The organism is Klebsiella sp. 141198 (assembly GCF_050600785.1).
Taxonomy (GTDB): domain Bacteria; phylum Pseudomonadota; class Gammaproteobacteria; order Enterobacterales; family Enterobacteriaceae; genus Klebsiella; species Klebsiella aerogenes.
The window spans coordinates 938,008-959,472 of the sequence record NZ_JAQIRM010000001.1 but is presented as its reverse complement, the minus strand read 5'-3'; the positions used below and the strand labels follow the sequence as shown (position 1 = coordinate 959,472).

Here is a 21,465-nt window from a genome sequence, read left to right as displayed (position 1 = left end):
ACTGGTAATATCAAGAAAATGATGAGGAGCCATCCATGAATATTGCGCAACATCTGGCAACGACGCTGAAAAGCCTGCGTCAGCAGCGCGGCTGGAGTTTGTCGCGGCTGGCGGAAGAAACCGGGGTATCGAAAGCGATGCTCGGGCAAATTGAACGTAATGAATCCAGTCCAACGGTCGCGACGTTGTGGAAGATAGCCACTGGCCTCAATGTGGCGTTTTCGACGTTCATCGTTGCCGATGAGACGGCTGCGCCCGCCGCCTTCGACCCACAGCAGCAGGCGATGGTGGTGACGCCCATCTTCCCATGGGATCCTGAACTGCGTTTTGACCATTTTTCGATTACCCTCGCCCCCGGCGCACTGAGCGAATCGACGCCGCATGAGACCGGCGTCATTGAACATGTCGTGGTCATTAGCGGTACGCTGGATTTATGTCTGCAGGGGCAGTGGCATTCATTGCAGGCGGGAGAAGGGCGGCGCTTTGCCGGCGACCTGACGCACGCTTACCGCAATAGCGGCGCGCAGACGGCGCACTTTCATTCACTGATTCATTATCCAAAAGAAAAAGCCGCGGATTAATCCGCGGCCAATCAAGATGACTGAGACTAAAATTCACAACGTGACGAGGAAAATCCGGAATACGCAGCCACTGTAACCTTGCCGGGTTTTCATGAGAAATAGCTTTTTCTTCAATGCTTTGCCGATTTCTGCAAATTCGCTGTGTGGGCGCGGCGGAAAATGTTTTCGTCTGCGCCCAGTTCTGACTACAATAGCCGCCATTTCGACCCCTATAACGGATAACGACGAGCGTATGCGCCTGCAAAACCATCATCTTGAACTTCTTAGTCCTGCCCGCGATGCCGGGATCGCCCGTGAAGCGATTTTACACGGCGCCGACGCGGTCTATATCGGCGGGCCGGGCTTCGGCGCGCGGCATAATGCCAGCAATAGCCTGAGCGATATCGCCAACCTGGTGCCTTTTGCGCATCGCTTTGGCGCGAAGGTGTTTGTGACGCTGAATACCATTCTTCATGATGATGAACTGGAACCCGCGCAACGGCTGATTACCGATCTGTACGAGACCGGCGTTGATGCGCTGATCGTGCAGGATATGGGGATTATGGAGCTGGATCTGCCGCCGATTGAGCTGCACGCGAGCACCCAGTGCGATATTCGCAGCGTCGAGAAGGCTAAGTTTCTCTCTGATGCAGGCTTCAGCCAGATTGTTCTGGCCCGCGAACTCAACCTCGATCAAATTAAAGCGATCTACGACAATACCGACGCGACTATCGAGTTCTTTATTCACGGCGCCTTATGCGTAGCCTATTCCGGTCAGTGCTATATTTCTCATGCGCAAACCGGACGTAGCGCCAACCGCGGCGACTGCTCTCAGGCTTGCCGCCTGCCTTACACCCTGAAAGACGATCAGGGGCGCGTCGTGGCCTATGAAAAACATTTATTGTCGATGAAAGATAACGATCAGACTGCCAACCTGGCGGCATTGATCGACGCCGGCGTGCGCTCCTTTAAGATTGAAGGGCGTTATAAGGATATGAGTTATGTGAAAAATATCACCGCTCACTATCGTCAGATGCTGGATCGTATTATTGAAGACCGCGGCGATCTCGCGCGTTCTTCCGCCGGGCGCACCGAACACTTCTTCGTGCCGTCGACCGATAAAACGTTCCATCGCGGCAGCACCGACTATTTTGTTAACGCGCGTAAGGGCGATATCGGCGCGTTTGATTCGCCGAAATTTATCGGCCTGCCGGTAGGCGAAGTATTAAAAGTCGGAAAAGATTATCTCGATGTCGAAGTGACCGACGCGTTGACTAACGGCGACGGCCTCAATGTGATGATCAAACGTGAAGTTGTCGGCTTCCGCGCCAATACGGTGGAGAAAACGGGGGAAAATCGTTATCGCGTCTGGCCAAACGAAATGCCGGCCGACCTGCATAAAGTACGTCCGCATGAGGCGCTTAATCGTAACCTCGATCATAACTGGCAGCAGGCGCTACTGAAAACTTCCAGCGAGCGCCGCATTGCGGTTGATATCGTGCTGAGCGGCTGGCAGGAACAACTGGTGCTGACCATGACCTGCGAAGACGGCGTCAGCGTCACGCATACACTGGATGGTGAATTCGCCGAAGCGACCCAGGCGGAAAAAGCGCTGGCCAATTTACGAGATGGCGTGGCGAAGCTCGGCCAGACCATTTACTACCCGCGTGATGTGCAGATTAATCTACCGGCGCTGTTTGTACCGAACAGTATGCTCAACCAACTGCGCCGCGAAACGGCAGAGATGCTCGATCGGGCGCGTCTCGATGCCTGGCAGCGCGGTACGCGTAAACCGGTCTCCGTACCGCCGCCGGTGTATCCGGAAACGCATTTGTCGTTCCTGGCGAACGTTTATAACCACAAAGCGCGCGCTTTCTACCAGCGCTATGGCGTTCAGCTGATCGATGCGGCGTATGAAGCTCATGAAGAGAAAGGCGACGTGCCGGTGATGATCACCAAGCATTGCCTGCGATTCGCCTTCAACCTGTGTCCGAAGCAGGCCAAAGGTTCGATAAAGAGCTGGAAGGCGACGCCGATGCAGCTGATCCATGGTGACGAAGTGTTAACGCTGAAATTTGATTGCCGTCCATGCGAAATGCACGTGGTGGGTAAAATCAAAAATCACATCCTCAAGATGCCGCATCCGGGCAGTATCGTCGCCTCCGTCAGTCCTGACGAGCTGATGAAAACGTTGCCCAAGCGTAAAGGCGCGTAAGGGCCGTTCTCACGGCGGACAGTTATGCGCCTTTGCTTTGCGCGCATACTGCCGGTGGTGATGCTCGCGCAGCGAGCTGGCGGTATCCTCAGCCCGGCTGCGTAGCTCATCGCAATCAGCCTCGTGCAGTAACTGCTGTTCGAGGCTTTGCACCGGGAAATAATCATGCCCCTGACGTTGGGCGAGCAGATGCCCGGAGAATAATCCGCACATCAGCACCACTGCCGCTATTCCTCTCCGCCACATATCATTTTCCATATCAATAAATAACGCATGATTAATATGATTGATTTAATATTGGTTTTTCTGCCTGGTTATCAAAGAAGCGCAAGGCTTTGTCAGGCAAGGCTGAAGAAAGATGAAAAAAAAGCCTGACGCGATAAGCGCCAGGCCAGGGAATAGATTTTTTTCAGGCGCGAAGCCCGGCGGCGTTCATCAGCAGACGGAAAATCATGCTGATGGCGCCCAGCGCCAGCACGCTAGCTCCCCATATGGCCGCCAGCCATAACAGCCGTTTTATCCATGATCTCTCCATCAGTGATATCCCTCGCCAGGTTGAACTTTGCCGCGGAAGACGTAGTAGCTCCAGAAGGTATAACCAAGAATGACGGGAATAATCAGTAGCGCGCCAACCAGCATAAAGCCCTGGCTTTGCGGCGGCGCCGCGGCCTGCCACAACGTGATCCCCGGCGGGATAATATTCGGCCAAATGCTGATCCCAAGTCCGCTAAACCCAAGAAAAACGAGCCCCAGGGTCAACACGAACGGCAGGCAATGACCGTCGCGTTGCCCAAGCGTGCGCCATAGCCAGGCGCTGATGGCGATAACCAGCAGCGGTACCGGCAGCAGGTAAACCAGATTCGGCAGGCTAAACCAGCGCTCGGCGATCGCCGGTTGAGAGAGCGGCGTCCACAGACTAATCGCCGCTATCACTATCAGTAAGGCCAGCAGCAGAAGGCGTGAAATTCTGCGCATGGTATTCTGCAGCGGATTCTCGCTTTTCATTACCAGCCAACTGGCGCCCAGCAACGCGTAGGCTACGGTGAGGCCGAGACCGCAGAATAGGGTAAATGGCGTGAGCCAATCCCACATTCCGCCGTTAAAGCTGCGACCGCTGACCGGAAAACCATGAATGACCGCGCCGACGACCATGCCCTGGGTGAATGTCGCCAGTAGCGATCCGCCCAGAAAAGCCTTATCCCAGAAAGGGCGGTGCGAGGGGGTGGCTTTGAAGCGAAACTCAAAGGCCACGCCGCGAAAGATAAGCCCGATCAGCATCAGGGTGAGCGGCACCGACAGCGCGTCGATAATCACCGCATAGGCCAGCGGAAAAGCGCCGAAGAGGCCTGCGCCGCCAAGCACCAGCCAGGTTTCATTGCCATCCCATACCGGTGCGACGCTGTTAACCATCACGTCGCGCTCTTCACCGCCGCGTACGGCGGCAAATAGTATCCCGATCCCTAAGTCGAAACCGTCCATGACGATGTACATCAGGGTGGCGAACACGATGATAACAAACCAAATAACCGATAAATCAATACCCATTAGCGGGACTCCTTGTGCTGAAAACCATCCGTAACGGCAGAAAGCGGACGCGCGGGCGTTCCTGATGGCACAGGTACCTGCTCTTGCGGCCCTTTGCGGATCAGGCGCAGCATATAGCTATAGCCAACACCGAATACCGAGCTGTAGACGGCAATAAAGGCCAGCAGGCTAATGGTCATATGCAGATCGCCGTGAGCTGATACGGCCTCGGAAGTGCGCTGTACGCCGTAGACCACCCACGGCTGGCGGCCGACTTCGGTGGTCACCCAGCCAGCCAGAATCGCAATTAGTCCGGAAGGCCCCATCCATAACGCGAAGCGCAGGAATGGTTTTGAGGTATACAAACGCTGGCGATAGCGCAGCCATAGGGCAATGACGCCAAGCAGAATCATCAGCATTCCCAGGCCCGCCATCAGACGAAATGACCAGAAGACAATGGTTGAGTTAGGGCGATCTTGCGGGGCGAATTCCTTCAGCGCCGGCACCTGTTTATCGAGGCTGTGGGTGAGGATCAGACTGCCGAGGGCAGGTATCTCCAGCCCGTAGCGGGTACGTTCTTGTTGCATGTCCGGCCAGCCGAACAGCAGCAGCGGCGTCGGTTCGCCGGGCGGATTTTCCCAGTGGCCTTCGATAGCGGCAATTTTCGCTGGTTGATGTTTCAGGGTGTTAAGCCCATGCATATCGCCGATTAATGCCTGAATGGGGGCGACAAGCAGCGTCATCCATAGCGCCATAGAGAACATCGCGCGGATAGCAGGCGTTCGGTTGCCACGAAGCAAATGCCATGCGGCGGAGGCGCCCACGAATAACGCGCTGCTAAGAAACGCAGCAACGGACATATGGAATAAGCGGTAGGGGAAAGAGGGATTAAAGATAACGGCCAACCAGTCAACGGGTACCACCTGGCCGTTAACGATTTCAAAACCTTGCGGCGTTTGCATCCAGCTGTTTGAGGCCAGGATCCAGAACGTGGAAATGATGGTGCCCAGCGCCACCATGCAGGTGGCGAAAAAATGCAGGCCGGGGCCGACGCGGTTCCAGCCAAATAACATCACGCCAAGGAAACCTGCCTCAAGGAAGAAGGCGGTAAGAACTTCATAAGTTAGCAGCGGGCCGGTAATGCTGCCTGCGAACTGCGAGAAACCACTCCAGTTGGTGCCGAACTGGTAGGCCATAACCAGCCCCGAGACCACCCCCATACCAAAGTTGACGGCAAAGATTTTCGACCAGAAATGATATAGCGAGCGCCAGACAGGATTTTTTGTTTTTAACCACAATCCTTCAAGTACCGCCAGGTAGCTGGCAAGACCGATGGTGATCGCGGGAAAGATGATATGAAATGAGACGGTAAAGGCGAATTGGATCCGCGCCAGATGAAATGCATCAAGACCGAACATGCAGGACTCCACAACAAAATTGATTCAGCGCAATTTTAAGGGGTGGCGGGGAGTGATAGCAGAGGCAGAAAAGCGCTTTTTTATGATAACAGTTGCGGATTGTTATTCTTTCTATCTCTGTTTCATATTTGTGAAGTCAATTCTCATGTCACTATAAATAATAAATTACGTATTGTGAATTTATTCCTGTGATACTTCACATTTTTGTTTACGATTTTCCTTATTGCTTGCGCTGTATTTCATTAATTATTCTGCTAGCCTGTAACGGTGCTGAGTTTAGCTGCAGGGTTTGCTTTTTAAATATCCATATTTATTATGTGAATTGGTTATTCATTGTAGTTTTATATATTAAGTTGATGAAAAAAGGGAGACGGTTTGTCAAAGAAAGGACTGCGAAGTTTACTTATCTCATTGTTGATAATGACTATTTTTTGGCTTGCTGTGGGCGGCGGAGTCTATCTGATGATTTGAGTTATTATTATCCTCAGCATGAAATCACTTCATTTTTAGATGCGTGATGAATTTATCTCATGCGAGGTTAGCGAGCTTTTTTAATCGTTGGTTCACAACATGAGAAACAACGCATATCAACGTTCAAACGATTGGGTTTTGCATTGATACACCGTGCGTTTAATGGATATGCCTCATGACGTTCTGGCTCGGATAATATTTTATTACTATTCTCAAATGCGCATATTTCATTAGTGATAATACAATCTCATGTTATTTGAACATCAGCGTCATCGCTTGCAGTGCGAAACCAGTATTTATCCGGTGATAGCTATTAGCTATATCAGTTTTTAAAACCTGCCATTTTTGACCATCTGTTATAAGATACGGGTCTCGTTGGTTAAATGGATGCGGTAATGAAAAAATATCAGCAGCTTGCGCAACGGCTCACGGAACAGATCGCGCTCGGCGTTTGGCAACCCGGCGATCGCCTACCTTCATTACGCGAGCAGGTTGTCAGCAGCGGAATGAGTTTTATGACCGTCAGCCATGCCTACCAGTTACTGGAAAGTCAGGGACGAATTATCGCTCGCCCGCAATCGGGTTATTATGTGGCGCCGCAGCCGGTAAAACAGCGCCAGCCTGAACCTCCGGCGCAAGTCACGCGCCATGAGTCGGTGGATATCAACACCTATATTTTCGACGTCCTGCAGGCAAGCCGTCAGGCTTCGATGCTGCCTTTTGCTTCCGCCTTTCCCGACCCGCGCCTGTTCCCCTTACAGCAGCTAAATCGTTCTCTGGCGCAGGTGAGTAAAACTGCTACCGCCATGAGTGTGATTGAGAACCTGCCGCCGGGTAATGATGAGCTTCGTCATGCGATTGCCCGGCGTTATGCGTTGCAGGGAATGAACGTATCGCCGGATGAGATAGTCATCACCGCCGGTGCGTTGGAGGCATTAAACCTCAGCCTGCAGGCGGTGACTGAACCCGGCGATTGGGTCGTCGTAGAAAATCCGTGCTTTTACGGCGCGCTGCAGGCGCTTGAACGTTTGCGGCTAAAAGCGCTATCGGTGGCCAGCGATGTGAAAGAGGGGATCGATCTGGCGGCGCTGGAACAGGCTTTGCAGAGCTACCCGGTAAAAGCCTGCTGGCTGATGACCAATAGCCAAAACCCGCTCGGATTTACGCTGACGGCGGACAAAAAAGCGCGGCTGGTGTCGCTATTGACGCGCTACAACGTCATGTTAATTGAAGATGACGTTTACAGTGAGCTGTACTTTGGTCGGGAAAAACCGCTACCCGCAAAGTACTGGGATCGTGATGAGATGACGTTGCACTGTAGCTCATTTTCAAAATGTCTGGTTCCGGGGTTTCGTATCGGCTGGGTCGCTGCTGGCCGACATGCCCGCCGTATTCAGCAGTTACAGCTGATGAGTACGCTATCTACGAGTTCGCCAATGCAGTTGGCGCTGGTCGATTATCTTTCTACCAAACGCTATGACGCGCATTTGCGCCGTTTACGTCGTCAGCTTGCTGAGCGGAAACAGCTGGCCTGGCAAGCGCTACTGCGCTTTTTACCCGCAGAGGTCAAAATTCATCATAGCGACAGCGGCTATTTCCTGTGGCTGGAGTTGCCCGCTGGTATCGATTCAGGCGAACTCAGCGCACTGGCGTTGCGGGATAACATCAGTATTGCACCGGGTAAAATGTTTTCGACCACGGCCGACTGGACCTCATTTTTCCGTTTTAATACCGCCTGGGGCTGGGGAGAAAAAGAAGAGCAGGGTGTGAAACGGCTCGGCGAACTTATACGTCAACTTTTGCCTTAGTTTATTCATCGCTTTTTTTAATTGCCGGCTTTTATTTTCCCGGCAATTTATCCCCTTCATTCTCGTATTCATTTATCAGCTTAAAATATCCACCATTAGCGGGTCGTCATAGGGAATATGCATACTCGTCCTTTTGACATAACTCTTTGTCTATAATCCATATTATCGAATCGTGGTGGCGATTTTTGCGGAATGCGCACCTGGTCACAACCTGAGGAAATTTCCCCAGAGCCCCGCAGGCCGCCGTCTACCCTTATTAAGGGAGATATTTTTACGGCACGGCTGCCGCTACTTTTATTCTGACAGGAGTAAGTTCAAATGAGCAAAAAATTTGCCCGTGGCAGCCTGTGCGCGCTGAGTATGGTTGTGCTGACAGCGCAAGCCGCTGAACCGCCGACTTCGCTGGATAAAGGCGAAGGGCGGCTCGATATTATTGCCTGGCCGGGTTATATCGAACGCGGTCAGACGGATAAGAATTATGACTGGGTAAGCCAATTTGAAAAAGAGAGCGGCTGTCAGGTTAATGTGAAAACTGCCGCCACCTCTGACGAAATGGTCAGCCTGATGGCGAAGGGCGGTTACGACCTGGTGACCGCCTCCGGCGACGCCTCGTTACGCCTGATTATGGGTAAGCGTGTACAGGCGATTAATACCGCGCTGATCCCAAACTGGAAAACGCTTGACCCGCGAGTTGCCAAAGGCGCGTGGTTTAACGTCGGCGATAAAGTGTACGGCACGCCCTATCAATGGGGGCCGAACCTGCTGATGTACAACACTAAAACTTTCCCGACACCGCCTGATAGCTGGAAAGTGGTTTTCGTCAAACAGGACCTGCCGGACGGAAAAAGCAACCAGGGGCGAGTTCAGGCCTATGATGGTCCGATTTATATCGCTGATGCGGCGCTATTTGTCAAAGCAACACAGCCGCAGTTAGGAATTAACGACCCCTATGAACTCACTGAAGCGCAGTATCAGGCGGTGTTGAAGGTTCTGCAGGATCAGCATCCGCTGGTTCACCGTTACTGGCACGATGCGACCGTGCAGATGAGCGACTTTAAAAACGAAGGAGTGGTTGCTTCGGGCTCCTGGCCGTATCAGGCCAATGGTCTGAAAGGCGAAGGTCAGCCTATTGCTACCGTGTTCCCAAAAGAAGGTGTAACCGGCTGGTCCGATACCACGATGCTGCATAGTGAGGCAAAGCATCCGGTATGCGCTTACAAGTGGATGAACTGGTCGCTGACGCCGAAAGTACAGGGCGATGTCGCCGCCTGGTTTGGATCGCTGCCCGTGGTGCCACAGGGCTGTAAAGCCAGTACGTTACTGGGAGACAAAGGTTGCGAAACCAACGGCTACAACCAATTCGACAAGATTGCGTTCTGGAAAACGCCGATTGCCGAAGGCGGGAAGTATGTTCCTTATAGCCGTTGGACCCAGGACTATATCGCGATTATGGGTGGCCGCTAAGCGCCTGGAGACTGAACATGACGTACGCGGTAGAGTTTGATGACGTTTCGCGTCTTTACGGTGACGTGCGCGCGGTAGATGGCGTGACTATCGCCATTCGCGATGGTGAGTTTTTTTCCATGCTGGGGCCGTCCGGCTCCGGCAAAACCACCTGCCTGCGCTTAATTGCGGGCTTTGAACAGCTATCCGGCGGTTCGATTCGTATCTTTGGCCAGCAGGCCAGCGAATTACCGCCATGGCAGCGTGACGTCAATACGGTTTTTCAAGATTACGCGCTATTTCCGCATATGTCGATTATCGACAACGTCGCCTATGGGCTGATGGTGAAAGGCGTGAGCAAAAAAGAACGTCAGCTTCGCGCCCAGGAAGCCTTAGAAAAAGTAGCGCTTGGGTTCGTTCACGCGCGCAAGCCTGCGCAACTGTCCGGCGGTCAGCGGCAACGGGTCGCCATAGCTCGCGCGCTGGTCAACCAACCTCGTGTGCTGTTATTAGATGAACCGCTTGGCGCGCTGGATTTAAAACTGCGTGAACAGATGCAGGTGGAGTTAAAAAAACTTCAGCAGTCGTTGGGCATCACTTTCATTTTTGTTACTCACGATCAGGGTGAGGCGCTGTCGATGTCCGATCGCGTGGCGGTGTTTAACAATGGGCGTATTGAACAGGTCGACTCGCCGCACTCGCTCTATTTACAGCCTAAAACCGCCTTTGTTGCCGGATTTGTCGGCACCGCGAACGTTTTTACCCCAGACGTTTCTCAGCGCCTATGCGGCTTGCCCGGCGCCTGGTCGTTGCGTCCTGAACATATTCGACTGAATAGTGGCGGTGATATCCAGGTTCAGGGGACCGTGCAGGCGGTGCAGTTTCAGGGGGCGTCAACGCGTATTGAACTGAAACTTGCTGCGGGCGATAAACTGCTAGTCAGTCAGGCCAACGTCGATGGCGGGGCAGCGTTGAGCGCGCCACAGTTGGGGCAACAGGTATTGGCCTGTTGGTCGCGTACGGCGATGGTTTCCCTGGAAAGCGGAGGCTGAGATGACGATGGCGCTTGTGCAACCAACGACCGGGCGAGTGTCAGGGCTGTTGTGGCGAAAACCCGCACTGGGTCTGTTTTTACTGCTGCTGGGTCCGCTGATGTGGTTTGGCATTGTCTATCTGGGGTCGCTCCTGACGCTGTTGTGGCAAAGCTTCTATACCTTTGATGACTTTACGATGTCGGTCACCACGGATTTGACGCTCGCTAACCTGAAGGCTCTGTTTAATCCCGCCAACTACGACATCATTGTTCGTACCCTGGTGATGGCCGTCTGCGTGACTATTGCCAGCGCAATCCTGGCATTGCCGATGGCGTGGTATATGGCGCGTTATACCCGCGGCAAGATGAAAGCCTTCTTTTATATCGCGGTGATGTTGCCGATGTGGGCAAGTTATATCGTCAAGGCGTACGCCTGGACGCTATTGCTGGCGAAAGATGGCGTGGCGCAATGGTTCCTCGGCCACCTTGGTCTGGAGAGCGTGTTAAATATGGTATTGACCATCCCGGCGGTCGGCGGCAATACCTTATCGACCTCCGGGCTCGGGCGATTCATGGTATTTGTCTATATCTGGCTACCGTTCATGATCCTGCCGGTGCAGGCGGCGCTGGAACGTCTGCCGCCATCGCTGTTGCAGGCCTCAGCCGATTTAGGCGCCCGACCGCAACAAACCTTCCGCTACGTGGTACTGCCTTTAGCCATACCGGGTATCGCGGCAGGTTCTATCTTTACCTTTTCCCTCACGCTTGGGGATTTTATTGTCCCACAACTGGTGGGGCCGCCCGGTTTCTTTATCGGCAACATGGTCTATTCGCAGCAGGGCGCGATTGGCAATATGCCGATGGCGGCGGCGTTCACGTTGGTGCCGATTGTTCTTATTGCACTGTATCTGGCGTTTGTTAAGCGCCTGGGAGCGTTTGATGCACTCTGAACGCGCACCGTTGTTTCTCAAAATTGCCACCTGGGGCGGGGTGATATTTCTCCATTTTCCACTGCTGATTATCGCCTTGTACGCCTTTAATACAGAGGATGCCGCTTTCAGCTTCCCGCCGAAAGGGCTGACGCTCCGCTGGTTCAGCGAGGCTGCCGCTCGTGCAGATATCATTGAATCAGTGACGTTGTCACTTAAGATCGCCGCTTTATCTACGGGGATTGCCCTGGTGTTAGGTACTCTCGCTGCCGGCGCGCTGTGGCGGAGTACGTTTTTTGGTAAGAATGCCGTGTCGCTGCTGTTGCTGTTACCTATTGCGCTCCCCGGCATTATTACCGGCCTGGCGCTGTTGACGGCATTTAAAGCCGTTAATCTTGAGCCTGGCTTGCTAACTATCGTGGTGGGTCATGCGACCTTCTGCGTAGTCGTAGTGTTTAACAACGTTATTGCCCGATTTCGCCGGACATCATGGAGTCTGGTAGAAGCATCAATGGACCTCGGCGCAACAGGCTGGCAAACCTTCCGCTATGTGGTGCTACCCAATCTGGGGTCGGCGCTGCTGGCAGGCGGCATGCTGGCGTTCGCCCTGTCCTTTGATGAAATTATCGTCACTACCTTTACCGCCGGTCATGAACGGACGCTTCCTCTGTGGTTGCTAAATCAGCTGGGGCGTCCGCGCGATGTGCCGGTCACCAACGTCGTCGCTCTGTTGGTGATGTTAGTGACGACTGTACCCATCCTGGGGGCCTGGTGGCTAACCCGTGACGGTGAGAATAACGCCGAAAGCGGAAAATAATACACTTTACAGGATCATGCTATGCAACATAACCTTTTGATAAACGGTCAATTAGTGGCGGGTGAAGGCGAGGTGCTGCCGGTATTCAATCCTGCCAATGGCGAAACGATTATTGAGATTGCGGAGGCGACCGAGGCGCAGGTTGATGCCGCCGTCAATGCTGCAGATCGTGCGTTTGTCAGCTGGAGCCAGACAACGCCGAAAACCCGCGCCGAATGTTTGCTGAAAATGGCGGATGTGATTACTGAACATGCAGAAACGCTCGCCAAACTGGAGTCTTTAAACTGCGGTAAACCGCTACATTGTGTTATCAATGATGAAATGCCGGCGATTGCCGATGTATTTCGCTTCTTCGCCGGCGCCGCGCGTTGCCTGCCGGGAATGGCGGCCGGAGAGTACCTTGAGGGGCATACCTCAATGATCCGCCGCGACCCGGTTGGCGTAGTGGCCTCGATTGCACCCTGGAACTATCCGCTGATGATGGCGGCCTGGAAGCTGGCGCCCGCGCTGGCGGCTGGTAACTGCGTGGTGATTAAACCTTCGGAAATCACTCCGCTTACGGCATTGAAGCTGGCGGAGCTCGCGAAGGATATTTTCCCGGCTGGCGTCATTAACGTGCTTTTTGGCCGCGGCCCGACTGTTGGCGATCCGCTCACAGGCCATAGTAAAGTGCGTATGGTTTCGTTGACTGGCTCGATCGCCACCGGCGCCCATATTATTGGTCACACGGCGACGTCGATTAAACGCACCCATATGGAGCTGGGCGGTAAAGCGCCGGTCATTGTTTTTGATGATGCCGATATCGATGCCGTCGTTGAGGGCATTCGTACCTTTGGTTTTTATAACGCGGGCCAGGACTGTACCGCCGCCTGCCGTATTTATGCGCAACAGGGCGTCTACGAACGGCTGGTTGAAAAGCTAGGCGCTGCCGTGGCCAGCCTGAAAATGGGGCAGCCTGACGATCCGTCCACGGAGCTGGGGCCAGTAAGTTCTCTTGCCCATCTTGAACGGGTGACCGCGGCTGTAAACGCCGCACGCGCCTTACCGCATATTAAAGTGGTGACCGGCGGCAGTCGCGCGGCGGGGAATGGTTACTATTTCCAGCCCACGCTGTTGGCTGGCGCGCAGCAGGATGATGCTATCGTACAACGCGAAGTTTTTGGTCCGGTAGTCAGCGTAACGTCGTTTAGCGATGAGGAACAAGTATTAACCTGGGCTAATGATTCACAGTATGGTCTGGCCTCCTCGGTCTGGACGCAGGACGTTGGCCGCGCCCATCGTCTGAGCGCGCGTTTGCAGTACGGTTGCACCTGGGTGAATACCCATTTCATGCTGGTGAGCGAAATGCCGCACGGCGGACAGAAGCTTTCTGGTTACGGCAAGGATATGTCGATGTATGGGCTGGAGGACTACACGGTGGTTCGCCATGTGATGGTGAAACATTAACGTACCGGCAGCATTACCAGGCTAATAGTTGCAATAGCAACAATTGTTAAAAAAGATAAGGGGTAATATGAGAGTATTCTTATACCCCTTCAAGAGCTAAGCCATTGTGAGTGCCGGAGATAAGCGCCGGATGGGGTGTAAACTACTAAGCATGTTATTAATTGTTAGATCCCTGCAGGATGATGCGGGGATTTTTTTTGTATCGACTTTTAAGAGCGATGCAATAATTAATGTTTATCTTTTTTAGATGGCAGGCCCGAGTGGCGGCGCTCACGAATATAAGAGACAAGGCTGTAGATTGCGATCACCAATAGAACTAAAGCCATTAGCAGGGCAACTATTCCTGACATAAGCGACCTCAAAATAAGTGAGAAAAAAAGCAAATACGTTATAACGAATAGTAATGAAACTATGCGGAAATCCGTGAATTTGCAAATAATAATTTCGTTCACCTACCGCAATATACAGCACAAAATAACAAGTAGAAAATCTACAGTCCGCATTAAGCGTAAGGATCAGAAGTCGATTGCTGATTATTTTGCGCAGTCAATTTAAGAAAATCCTCACCCCTTAAAGCCAAGTATAGTTAAATATCAATAATCCGGTATACGAAAAACCAGATCAATTTGTTATTTCCAATTATATAAATATTCTCTCCCTGGCGGTGCGGGCATGGCGGATCCCACTTCTTAGAAACGCGCTTCTGGAAGGTAATGGTTGTAGCAATAATGTTAAATATGGGTAGAGATCGCCACCGGGCCGTTGTTTGCATGTATGTGATTTGACTTTATCGCATCGCTCATGAGAAAATTTTACAAAATTTGTTATTCTGAAGTTGAATTGGTTTTGAAAAAGCTAGTATTTCTCCTGTTACTCACCGGCGTAAGCGCGATGCTTTACGGCAATCTCCCTGCCCAGCGTATTAGTGACTGTGAAAGCCTGGGGGCAAATGAGGACGTTTGCGCATCGGTAGAGTGGGATAACGAAAAGCTGAATTTCTTGCCGCAATATAACCCGGAAAATCTTAAGACTATTGCTGCGCTTCAGCAGTCAGGCGCCGGGAAACGCGCGACAGTTAAATCATAAAAAAAGCAGCCGCTGAGGCTGCTTTTTTAGGTTTAGTTGCTGAAAAAATTACTAAAACCAACCAAAACGAACGGATAACAGGCTAATAAGCGCAAGCGCTGCGCCGACATTAATCAGAATTACGGTTTTGCTGGAAACATCCATAACGCCACCTTTATGAGTAAGCCCCTACATTTATAGTCGGTGGCGTAGAGTTGCGCTATCGGACAACACTGAATCAACCGTTTTTCCATGGTCTTTGTAGCGATTTGTTTTGTGAAGTATTGATCTCTGACGTGCTAAGTGGTGCGGGACAGGATAACGCGTATGGCGCGATGTCTGACAGGGAAGGAAAAAAATGACTTTATACCAGAAGATGCTGGTTTTTTATGCCGTAATGGGCTGTATTTGTGCGTTGATAAGCTGGTTCTTAACTAAGGAAAGCCGCTGCATTCGCCTGCTGGCGGCGCTGTTGATTGGTGCGACATGGCCGTTCAGCTTTCCTATGGCGTTGCTGGTTTCACTGTTCTGAACGGTGATTTCTGACCCGGCATGGGCTGTGGTACCACTGGCAGGCCATTTCGGTGGCATGGGAAAACCCGGCCGCGCTGGCGCGCGCGATTGCCGGGCTGGCCTGAAAGCATCGTGGTAAATCAGAACGGTAATTCGCGCGGGCGAGTTTGCATGGTTATCCAGCGAAGCTCGGTGAATTCAGCGATCCCGGCGCGTCCGCCGAAGCGGCCATAGCCGGACGCTTTACAGCCGCCGAACGGCATCTGCGCTTCATCATGTACGGTAGGGCCGTTAATATGGCAAATACCGGTTTGCAGGTTTTGCGCCACATTCCAGGCGCGAGCGGTATCGCGGCTATAAACCGCTGCCGCCAGCCCGTACTCGCTATCGTTTGCCACGGCCAGCGCCTCTTCCTCACCGTTAACCCGGATCACCGATTTGACCGGGCCAAAAGATTCTTCATGCCATATGCGCATTTCGCTCGTTACGCCATCCAGCAGGGTGGCGCGCATTTGCGTCGAATCCGCTTTTCCACCGCAGAGTAAATGTGCGCCTTTACTTAGCGCATCATCAATCAACGCGTTGCAGCGTTGTACCGTTTTCAAATCGACCACCGGGCCGAGAAGCGTAGCAGGCAGCGCGGAAGCTCGTTGGCTGATTAAAGCGACAAAGTCATCCGCGATGCTCTCATCGACAATAATGCGCTCGGTGGACATACAAATCTGCCCGGCGTTGGCAAAAGCGCCGAAAATCGCGCCCGCCGCTGCCTGCTGCAGATCGGCATCATCCAGTACCAGTAGAGGCGCTTTGCCGCCCAGCTCCAGTATCGCAGGCTTAAGGTGTTCTCCACAGGTGCGGGCAATAATGCGCCCAACCGGGGTCGACCCGGTAAAATTGACGCGTCGTATGGCGGGGTGAGCAATCAGCGTCTCCACCAGCGCAGGCGCTTCGGCTGGCGAGCAGGTGAGATAATTCACCACGCCGTCGGGAAAGCCCGCCGCGGCAAGGGCATCGACGATTAAGCTTTGCGTGGCGGGCGAGAGTTCCGAACCCTTGAGTATCACCGTATTGCCGCAGGCCAGCGGCGTAGCGATGGCTCTGGTTGCCAGAATGAGCGGCGCGTTCCACGGCGCCATAGCCAGCACCACGCCGGCCCCCTGACGCACGCCCATCGCCAGATTGCCGGCCACGTTGGAGGGAATAATTTGACCTTCGATTTGCGTGGTCAAGGCCGCGGCTTCACGCAAAATATCTGCCGCCAGGTGCACGTTGAATCCGGCCCAGTGCGCTGTCGCGCCGGTCTCCGCCGCCATAGTGGCGATAAATTTCGCCTCTCTACGCTGCATTTGCTCGGCGGCTTCCAACAACAGACGGCGACGTTCGGAGGGGATGGTGTCGCGCCATGACGGGAATGCGGCGGCGGCGGCTTCTGCGCAGCGACGGGCGTCATTGAGGCTGGCCGCTGCGGCGGTAGAGACTATCTCGCTATTTTGCGGATGTCGGCGAGTGAAAGTAGCGTGGCCTTCGGCATCATGCCAGCGGCCGCCGCTATATAAGCTGCAGGTTATTGTCATTAGCGTAACCTCATTGGTCTGCGGAGTGTCGAGTCTACCGCCTTACCTCATTGCGCAGCGGCGAAAGGGCGGTTATCGCACAACTTTTTTGCAGATTACTCAGCGGGTCACAACTTAGTACAATAATGAGAACGGTGAACATGGGCCGTAGCAGACATAATCCATTCGCCACGGCCCAAAGAGGACAGTTAATGTAATGGCTGTACCTGTAGTGCGTCAGAATATTGTTTTAGCTTTTTAATTTTATCTTTTAATATCCAGCTTAATTCCGAAATATTCATTTTTATTTCGTCAACATCGACCGAACTGTTTTCCGTGAAGGCAGGCGTTGCGCCAACGACACCGCTCGCCAACGCTTTATTCGTTTCACAACGATAGCCGATATCATATAGCTTATCGCTTAGCTTTTTCTCGAAAGCGTTGAGATTATCATATGCCCGGAGATAGTCCGTAATTTGGACGGCGGAATGTAATATGTAAAATCGTGATTTGACCGCCGGTGTTTTATCAAGATCAATAGCAATTGAGTCGTCGGGAACAAAAAGATTAACGTTAGGGACCGCCGCGGCTTGCGAACGTTGAGTCACATCATAGACACCGCCATCATCGGCCTGTAAGGCGGCGTGATGCGTTGCGACCAGAAAACAGCCCGGCCAGTAGTTTATCTCCCAGCCCAGCAGCATTTTTCCACCGACCTGTTCGATCGCCGCGCTGACATTCCAATAGGCGTTTCCCTCAGGCCCAGGTCTATCAATGACCGGGAGATAGATCGGACTGGCGCCAGGATTCAACTGTTCGGCAAATTGCAACAACCGCGGATCGTTGAGGGTGATAGGCTGATAAATCGAATTCGTCATGTAACGCTCCTTTGACTGAAAAGGGACAATGCGGCACGCGATTGGATCTTAGTCGTAAATAATCATTTTGTCGTACCGGTGCGGGCGTAGCCGATGATAGTGCCGTTAAGCAAAGCAAACAGCACTAACCTTATGAGTTAAAGTGTGAATCTAATAGCGATTCATTATTTGCTGGTTGTATTCCACTGTGCTGTTATTAGTGTGCATATAACAAATTTATAAGGTTTATAACCATGTCTACAGGGAAATCACTACTTGCGCTGGCCTTAAGCGCGCTGTTGCCGACCGGCGCCGCGTTGGCTGCGTCCAACGACACGTTGGTCTACTGTTCGGAAGCCTCGCCGGAATCCTTTAACCCGCAAATCGCCAGCTCTGGTCCTTCATTCGTTGCCAGCTCACAGGTACTTTATAATCGCCTGATAACCTTTGATCCGCTTAAAAACACGCCGATTCCGTCGCTGGCGACCGAATGGAAAGTGTCTGCGGATGGTAAAACCTGGACCTTTACGCTGCGTAAAGGCGTGCAGTTCAACAGCAATAAATACTTTAAACCGACCCGCGATTTCAATGCGGATGATGTGTTGTTCTCGGTGCTGCGCCAGCAGGATCCGCAGCATCCATATCACAACGTGTCGCAGGGCAATTATGAATATTTCCACGACGTTGGTCTTGATAAGCTGATTAAAGAAGTGAAGAAGATTGATGATTATCACGTTCAGTTTGTGCTGAGCGAACCCAATGCGGCGTTTCTCGCCGACTGGGGGATGGACTTCGCCTCGATTCTTTCTGCGGAATATGCCGACGCGATGTTGAAAAAGGGGACGCCGGAATACGTTGATAGCTGGCCTATTGGCACCGGCCCTTACGCGCTGCAGCAGTACAAGGTAGATTCACAAATCCGTTATATCGCCAACCCGCACTATTGGGAAGGCGAGGTGCCGACTAAACATCTGATCTTCTCCATCACGCCGAACGTTGAAACCCGCCTGGCTAAGCTGCAAACCAACGAATGCCAGATCATTCCCGCGCCATCGCCGGTACAGTTTCCGGTAATTAAAGGGAATAAAGATCTGGCGCTACACGCGGTGGAAGCCTTGAACGTGGGCTATCTGGCATTTAATACTGAAAAGAAACCGTTTGATAACGTGCTGGTACGTCAGGCGCTGAACTACGCCACCGATAAGCAGGCGATCGTGAAGGCGGTCTTCCTGGATTCCGGCAACGTGGCGAAATCGCCGATCCCGGCCAATATGCTCGGTTACAAGAAGGATTTACCGGATTACGACTACAATCCACAGAAGGCGAAAGAGCTGCTTAAGCAGGCGGGAGTGGCGCAGGGCGCAGAAGTGACTCTGTGGTCGATGCCGGTACAGCGCCCGTATAACCCGAACTCGAAACGTATCGCTGAAATGATTCAGAACGACTGGAGCAAAGTCGGCATTAAAGCGAAAATCGTCAGCTATGAGTGGGGCGAATACCTGTCCGGTATGCGCAAGGGCGAGCATGATAGCGCGCTGTTTGGCTGGATGTCCGATAACGGCGATCCGGACAACTTCGCCGGTACGCTGCTCAGCTGTGATAATATCAAAACCGGCTCCAACGTAGCGCGCTGGTGTGATAAGTCCTATGACGCGCTGGTGAAAAAAGCGCTTCTGGTAAGCGATCCGCAGGCGCGGGCTAAACTTTACCAACAGGCCCAGGAAATCTTCTATCAGCAGGCGCCGTGGATCACGCTGGCGACGGGGAAAACTTTCTACGCCACCCGCAGTAACGTCAGCGGTTATAGCGTGAGTCTGATGGGAAGCGATTTTTCCAAAGCTAAGCTGAATTGATCGAAAAGGAGAACAGAATGGCACATCTGGACGATGTCATTGCCAGGGTCGATGAGACCATTGCCGGGGGCGTGATTGCCCCTATGAACGAGCTACTGATCGCGTTAAGCGATGATGCTGAGCTGGGCCGTGAAGAGCGTTATACCCAGCAGCAGCGCCTGCGGACAGCGATAGCCCATCACGGGCGGCAACATCATGAAGAGCAGGAAGCACGCCGCGAGCAGTTAACCAAAGGCGGCGAGATCCTTTAAGGATGACGTCAGAACTGGCGCCTGGCCACCAGCCAGGCGCCCACCACCAACATCACCGCCCCGCATACTGGCCCGATTAACGCCCGAATCGGCACGCCCTGGGCGCGAATCAAATCAATAACCAGTCCGCCAACCAGCTGACTGGCCACCAGCACCGCAATGGTTGTCGCCGCCCCTACGTTTTGATAACCGCTGATGCTGGCGAAGACGAAAAACGAACCCAGCAGGCCGGGAATAAGGGTCCACCATTTGACGTTGAGCGCCAGTTCCTGAAAGCCTGCCGCGCCGTGGCGCAATAGCAAAATGGTGACAAAAATAACAATTCCCACCAGCGAATTGAGCAGCATGGCGATAAGAATCGTCGAGGCGGATTGGGTAATGCGGACCATCAGGGTGTTTTGCAAAACCAGACCGACGCCCGCCGCTATCAGGCAGGCAAGGGTGAGCGACTGATTCATACCTCGCCGTCCGGATCCTGGCGATCGTCGAGCTGTAGCTGCATAAAGGTCAGATCCAGCCAGCGACCGAATTTAGTTCCCACCTGCGGCATCTGTCCAGTGGTGATAAAACCCAGGGTTTCATGCAGATGTAACGAAGCATGGTTGCGGGATTCAATTCCGGCCACCATCACATGTTTACGCAGGCGCCGCGCCTCAGCGATAAGCGCGACTAACAACTTACGGCCGATCCCCTTACCCTGATGATCGGGATGGACATAGACCGAATGTTCAACGGTATGGCGGAAACCGTCAAATGCGCGCCAGTCGCCGAACGAGGAGTACCCGGTAATCACGCCGTTTTCTTCACTCACCAGCACCGGATAGCCGGCAATCTGCCGGGCCTCAAACCAGGCAATACGGTTATCGATATCGACGGTTTTGTCATTCCAGATGGCGGCGGTATGCAGTACGGCGTGATTATAGATTTCGGCGATCGCCGCGCAATCGTCTTTACTGGCATGGCGGATGGACATAGCAAGCCTCAAAGTTTGTACACTATAGTAGTACGGTATTATTACAATAATGAACGTCCGGCTGTCATCAATTTTACGATAAATTTTACGTGGAACAGCGCAGTATCGGGGATAGCGGACAGTTGTGTAATACGGTAGTGCGCACTATATTGTTACGTCATGAATACTATAGAAGACAATCTCAATCAGCGCATTAGCGCACGCATTCGTATCGAACGCGAGTCCCGCGGCTGGTCGCTAAGCGATCTGGCTGAACGCGCAGGGGCCTCGCGGGCAATGGTGCATAAAATTGAACGTGGCGAAAGTAGCCCCACCGCGACGATGCTGGGCCGTCTCTCTGGCGCGTTTGGTATCAGCATGTCGACGTTGATTGCGCGTGCAGAGATGCAGGAGGGTAAGCTTTTGCGCTTTGCCAACCAGCCGGTGTGGCGCGATCCACAAAGCCACTATTTGCGCCGTCACGTCTCGCCGCGCAGCGATCTGCCGATCGATCTGGTGCAAATAGAGTTGCCGGCCGGCAGCGATGTACCGATGCCTGCTTCTTCGTACGCGCTGGCGCGACAGCTCATCTGGCTACAGCAGGGTGAGTTAGTTTTTGTTGAAGGGAACACTCGCCATCAGATGCAGACGGGGGATTGTCTGGAATTGGGGCCGCCCAACGATTGCCGGTTTATCAATGAGTCCAGCGAGACTTGCGTCTATCTGGTAGTGCGTCTGAATCAATCCGGCTCATAAT

General features: G+C 53.0%; 23 protein-coding genes. 13 read left to right on the top strand and 10 right to left on the bottom strand.

Annotated elements, in window-relative coordinates; all coding sequences use genetic code 11:
- Positions 1–35: 35 nt before the first annotated feature.
- A complete protein-coding gene (locus PGR10_RS04645; protein WP_045414130.1) occupies positions 36–581 on the top strand; it encodes a helix-turn-helix domain-containing protein in 546 nt (181 codons plus the stop codon).
- A gap of 232 nt (positions 582–813) precedes the next feature.
- Positions 814–2,775, top strand: coding sequence for a peptidase U32 family protein (locus PGR10_RS04640; RefSeq protein WP_271032626.1), 1,962 nt, complete (start codon positions 814–816; stop codon positions 2,773–2,775).
- A gap of 9 nt (positions 2,776–2,784) precedes the next feature.
- Here PGR10_RS04640 and PGR10_RS04635 read toward each other — a convergent pair whose 3' ends face one another.
- The 4 genes from PGR10_RS04635 to PGR10_RS04620 all read right to left on the bottom strand — a co-directional run bounded on the left by PGR10_RS04635 (position 2,785) and on the right by PGR10_RS04620 (position 5,717).
- Complete coding sequence (locus PGR10_RS04635) at positions 2,785–3,021, bottom strand: DUF2554 family protein (protein ID WP_087859526.1); 237 nt, start codon at positions 3,019–3,021, stop codon at positions 2,785–2,787.
- Between the two features lie 163 nt (positions 3,022–3,184).
- Positions 3,185–3,310, bottom strand: a complete 126-nt coding sequence (locus PGR10_RS04630; protein ID WP_087859527.1) for a DUF2474 domain-containing protein — start codon at positions 3,308–3,310, stop codon at positions 3,185–3,187.
- A complete protein-coding gene (cydB, locus tag PGR10_RS04625; protein WP_430923036.1) occupies positions 3,310–4,320 on the bottom strand; it encodes a cytochrome d ubiquinol oxidase subunit II in 1,011 nt (336 codons plus the stop codon). The genes PGR10_RS04630 and cydB overlap by 1 nt, the downstream gene beginning before the upstream one ends.
- A complete protein-coding gene (locus tag PGR10_RS04620) occupies positions 4,320–5,717 on the bottom strand; it encodes a cytochrome ubiquinol oxidase subunit I (RefSeq protein ID WP_087859529.1) in 1,398 nt (465 codons plus the stop codon). Before PGR10_RS04620 ends, cydB begins: the two co-directional genes overlap by 1 nt.
- Before the next feature lie 866 nt (positions 5,718–6,583).
- Here PGR10_RS04620 and PGR10_RS04615 point away from each other — a divergent pair.
- From PGR10_RS04615 to patD, 6 genes are all read left to right on the top strand, one after another.
- Positions 6,584–7,996 carry a PLP-dependent aminotransferase family protein gene (locus PGR10_RS04615; protein ID WP_087859530.1) on the top strand — a complete coding sequence of 471 codons (1,413 nt, stop codon included), beginning with the start codon at positions 6,584–6,586 and terminating at the stop codon, positions 7,994–7,996.
- A 318-nt stretch (positions 7,997–8,314) separates the two neighbouring features.
- Complete coding sequence (ydcS, locus tag PGR10_RS04610; protein ID WP_087859531.1) at positions 8,315–9,460, top strand: putative ABC transporter substrate-binding protein YdcS; 1,146 nt, start codon at positions 8,315–8,317, stop codon at positions 9,458–9,460.
- A gap of 17 nt (positions 9,461–9,477) precedes the next feature.
- Positions 9,478–10,491: an ABC transporter ATP-binding protein gene (locus PGR10_RS04605; RefSeq protein ID WP_430923035.1), complete on the top strand. Its 1,014-nt coding sequence runs from the start codon at positions 9,478–9,480 to the stop codon at positions 10,489–10,491.
- A 1-nt stretch (position 10,492) separates the two neighbouring features.
- Complete coding sequence (locus tag PGR10_RS04600) at positions 10,493–11,422, top strand: ABC transporter permease (RefSeq protein ID WP_430923034.1); 930 nt, start codon at positions 10,493–10,495, stop codon at positions 11,420–11,422.
- On the top strand, positions 11,412–12,218 hold the full coding sequence (locus PGR10_RS04595) for an ABC transporter permease (protein ID WP_113373273.1): 807 nt from the start codon (positions 11,412–11,414) through the stop codon (positions 12,216–12,218). Before PGR10_RS04600 ends, PGR10_RS04595 begins: the two co-directional genes overlap by 11 nt.
- A 21-nt stretch (positions 12,219–12,239) precedes the next feature.
- Positions 12,240–13,664: an aminobutyraldehyde dehydrogenase gene (patD, locus tag PGR10_RS04590; RefSeq protein WP_087859537.1), complete on the top strand. Its 1,425-nt coding sequence runs from the start codon at positions 12,240–12,242 to the stop codon at positions 13,662–13,664.
- 227 nt (positions 13,665–13,891) lie between these two features.
- Here the strand turns inward: patD and PGR10_RS04585 are convergent, their stop codons facing one another.
- Positions 13,892–14,014: a small membrane protein gene (locus PGR10_RS04585; protein ID WP_087859538.1), complete on the bottom strand. Its 123-nt coding sequence runs from the start codon at positions 14,012–14,014 to the stop codon at positions 13,892–13,894.
- A 451-nt stretch (positions 14,015–14,465) separates the two neighbouring features.
- On the opposite strand from PGR10_RS04585, the gene PGR10_RS04580 reads away from it, so the two are divergent.
- Positions 14,466–14,750: a hypothetical protein gene (locus PGR10_RS04580; RefSeq protein ID WP_259678461.1), complete on the top strand. Its 285-nt coding sequence runs from the start codon at positions 14,466–14,468 to the stop codon at positions 14,748–14,750.
- Positions 14,751–14,801: 51 nt separating this feature from the next.
- Here PGR10_RS04580 and yncL read toward each other — a convergent pair whose 3' ends face one another.
- Positions 14,802–14,894, bottom strand: coding sequence for a stress response membrane protein YncL (gene yncL / locus PGR10_RS04575; RefSeq protein ID WP_064571558.1), 93 nt, complete (start codon positions 14,892–14,894; stop codon positions 14,802–14,804).
- A 193-nt stretch (positions 14,895–15,087) separates the two neighbouring features.
- Here yncL and PGR10_RS04570 point away from each other — a divergent pair, with 193 nt between their 5' ends.
- Positions 15,088–15,261, top strand: coding sequence for a GhoT/OrtT family toxin (locus PGR10_RS04570; protein WP_015366412.1), 174 nt, complete (start codon positions 15,088–15,090; stop codon positions 15,259–15,261).
- Between the two features lie 121 nt (positions 15,262–15,382).
- On the opposite strand, the gene PGR10_RS04565 is transcribed toward PGR10_RS04570, so the two are convergent.
- Positions 15,383–16,816 (bottom strand): aldehyde dehydrogenase, encoded by a 1,434-nt coding sequence (locus PGR10_RS04565; protein WP_348854717.1) that lies wholly within the window; start codon positions 16,814–16,816, stop codon positions 15,383–15,385.
- Positions 16,817–17,004: 188 nt separating this feature from the next.
- Positions 17,005–17,673: a hypothetical protein gene (locus PGR10_RS04560; RefSeq protein ID WP_087859541.1), complete on the bottom strand. Its 669-nt coding sequence runs from the start codon at positions 17,671–17,673 to the stop codon at positions 17,005–17,007.
- Between the two features lie 233 nt (positions 17,674–17,906).
- Here PGR10_RS04560 and PGR10_RS04555 point away from each other — a divergent pair, with 233 nt between their 5' ends.
- Positions 17,907–19,505, top strand: coding sequence for an ABC transporter substrate-binding protein (locus PGR10_RS04555; protein ID WP_430923033.1), 1,599 nt, complete (start codon positions 17,907–17,909; stop codon positions 19,503–19,505).
- Between the two features lie 17 nt (positions 19,506–19,522).
- The gene (locus PGR10_RS04550; protein ID WP_045414123.1) at positions 19,523–19,756 is read left to right on the top strand and encodes a YdcY family protein; all 234 of its coding nucleotides are present in this window, start codon (positions 19,523–19,525) and stop codon (positions 19,754–19,756) included.
- Positions 19,757–19,764: 8 nt separating this feature from the next.
- Here the strand turns inward: PGR10_RS04550 and PGR10_RS04545 are convergent, their stop codons facing one another.
- Both PGR10_RS04545 and PGR10_RS04540 read right to left on the bottom strand, forming a co-directional pair.
- Positions 19,765–20,214, bottom strand: coding sequence for a DMT family transporter (locus PGR10_RS04545; protein ID WP_015705551.1), 450 nt, complete (start codon positions 20,212–20,214; stop codon positions 19,765–19,767).
- Entirely contained in the window at positions 20,211–20,729 is a 519-nt protein-coding gene (locus tag PGR10_RS04540) for a GNAT family N-acetyltransferase (RefSeq protein WP_015705550.1), read from the bottom strand. The genes PGR10_RS04545 and PGR10_RS04540 overlap by 4 nt, the downstream gene beginning before the upstream one ends.
- A gap of 159 nt (positions 20,730–20,888) precedes the next feature.
- Between PGR10_RS04540 and PGR10_RS04535 the strand changes: the two genes are divergently transcribed.
- Positions 20,889–21,464: an XRE family transcriptional regulator gene (locus PGR10_RS04535; protein ID WP_113373281.1), complete on the top strand. Its 576-nt coding sequence runs from the start codon at positions 20,889–20,891 to the stop codon at positions 21,462–21,464.
- Position 21,465: the final 1 nt, after the last annotated feature.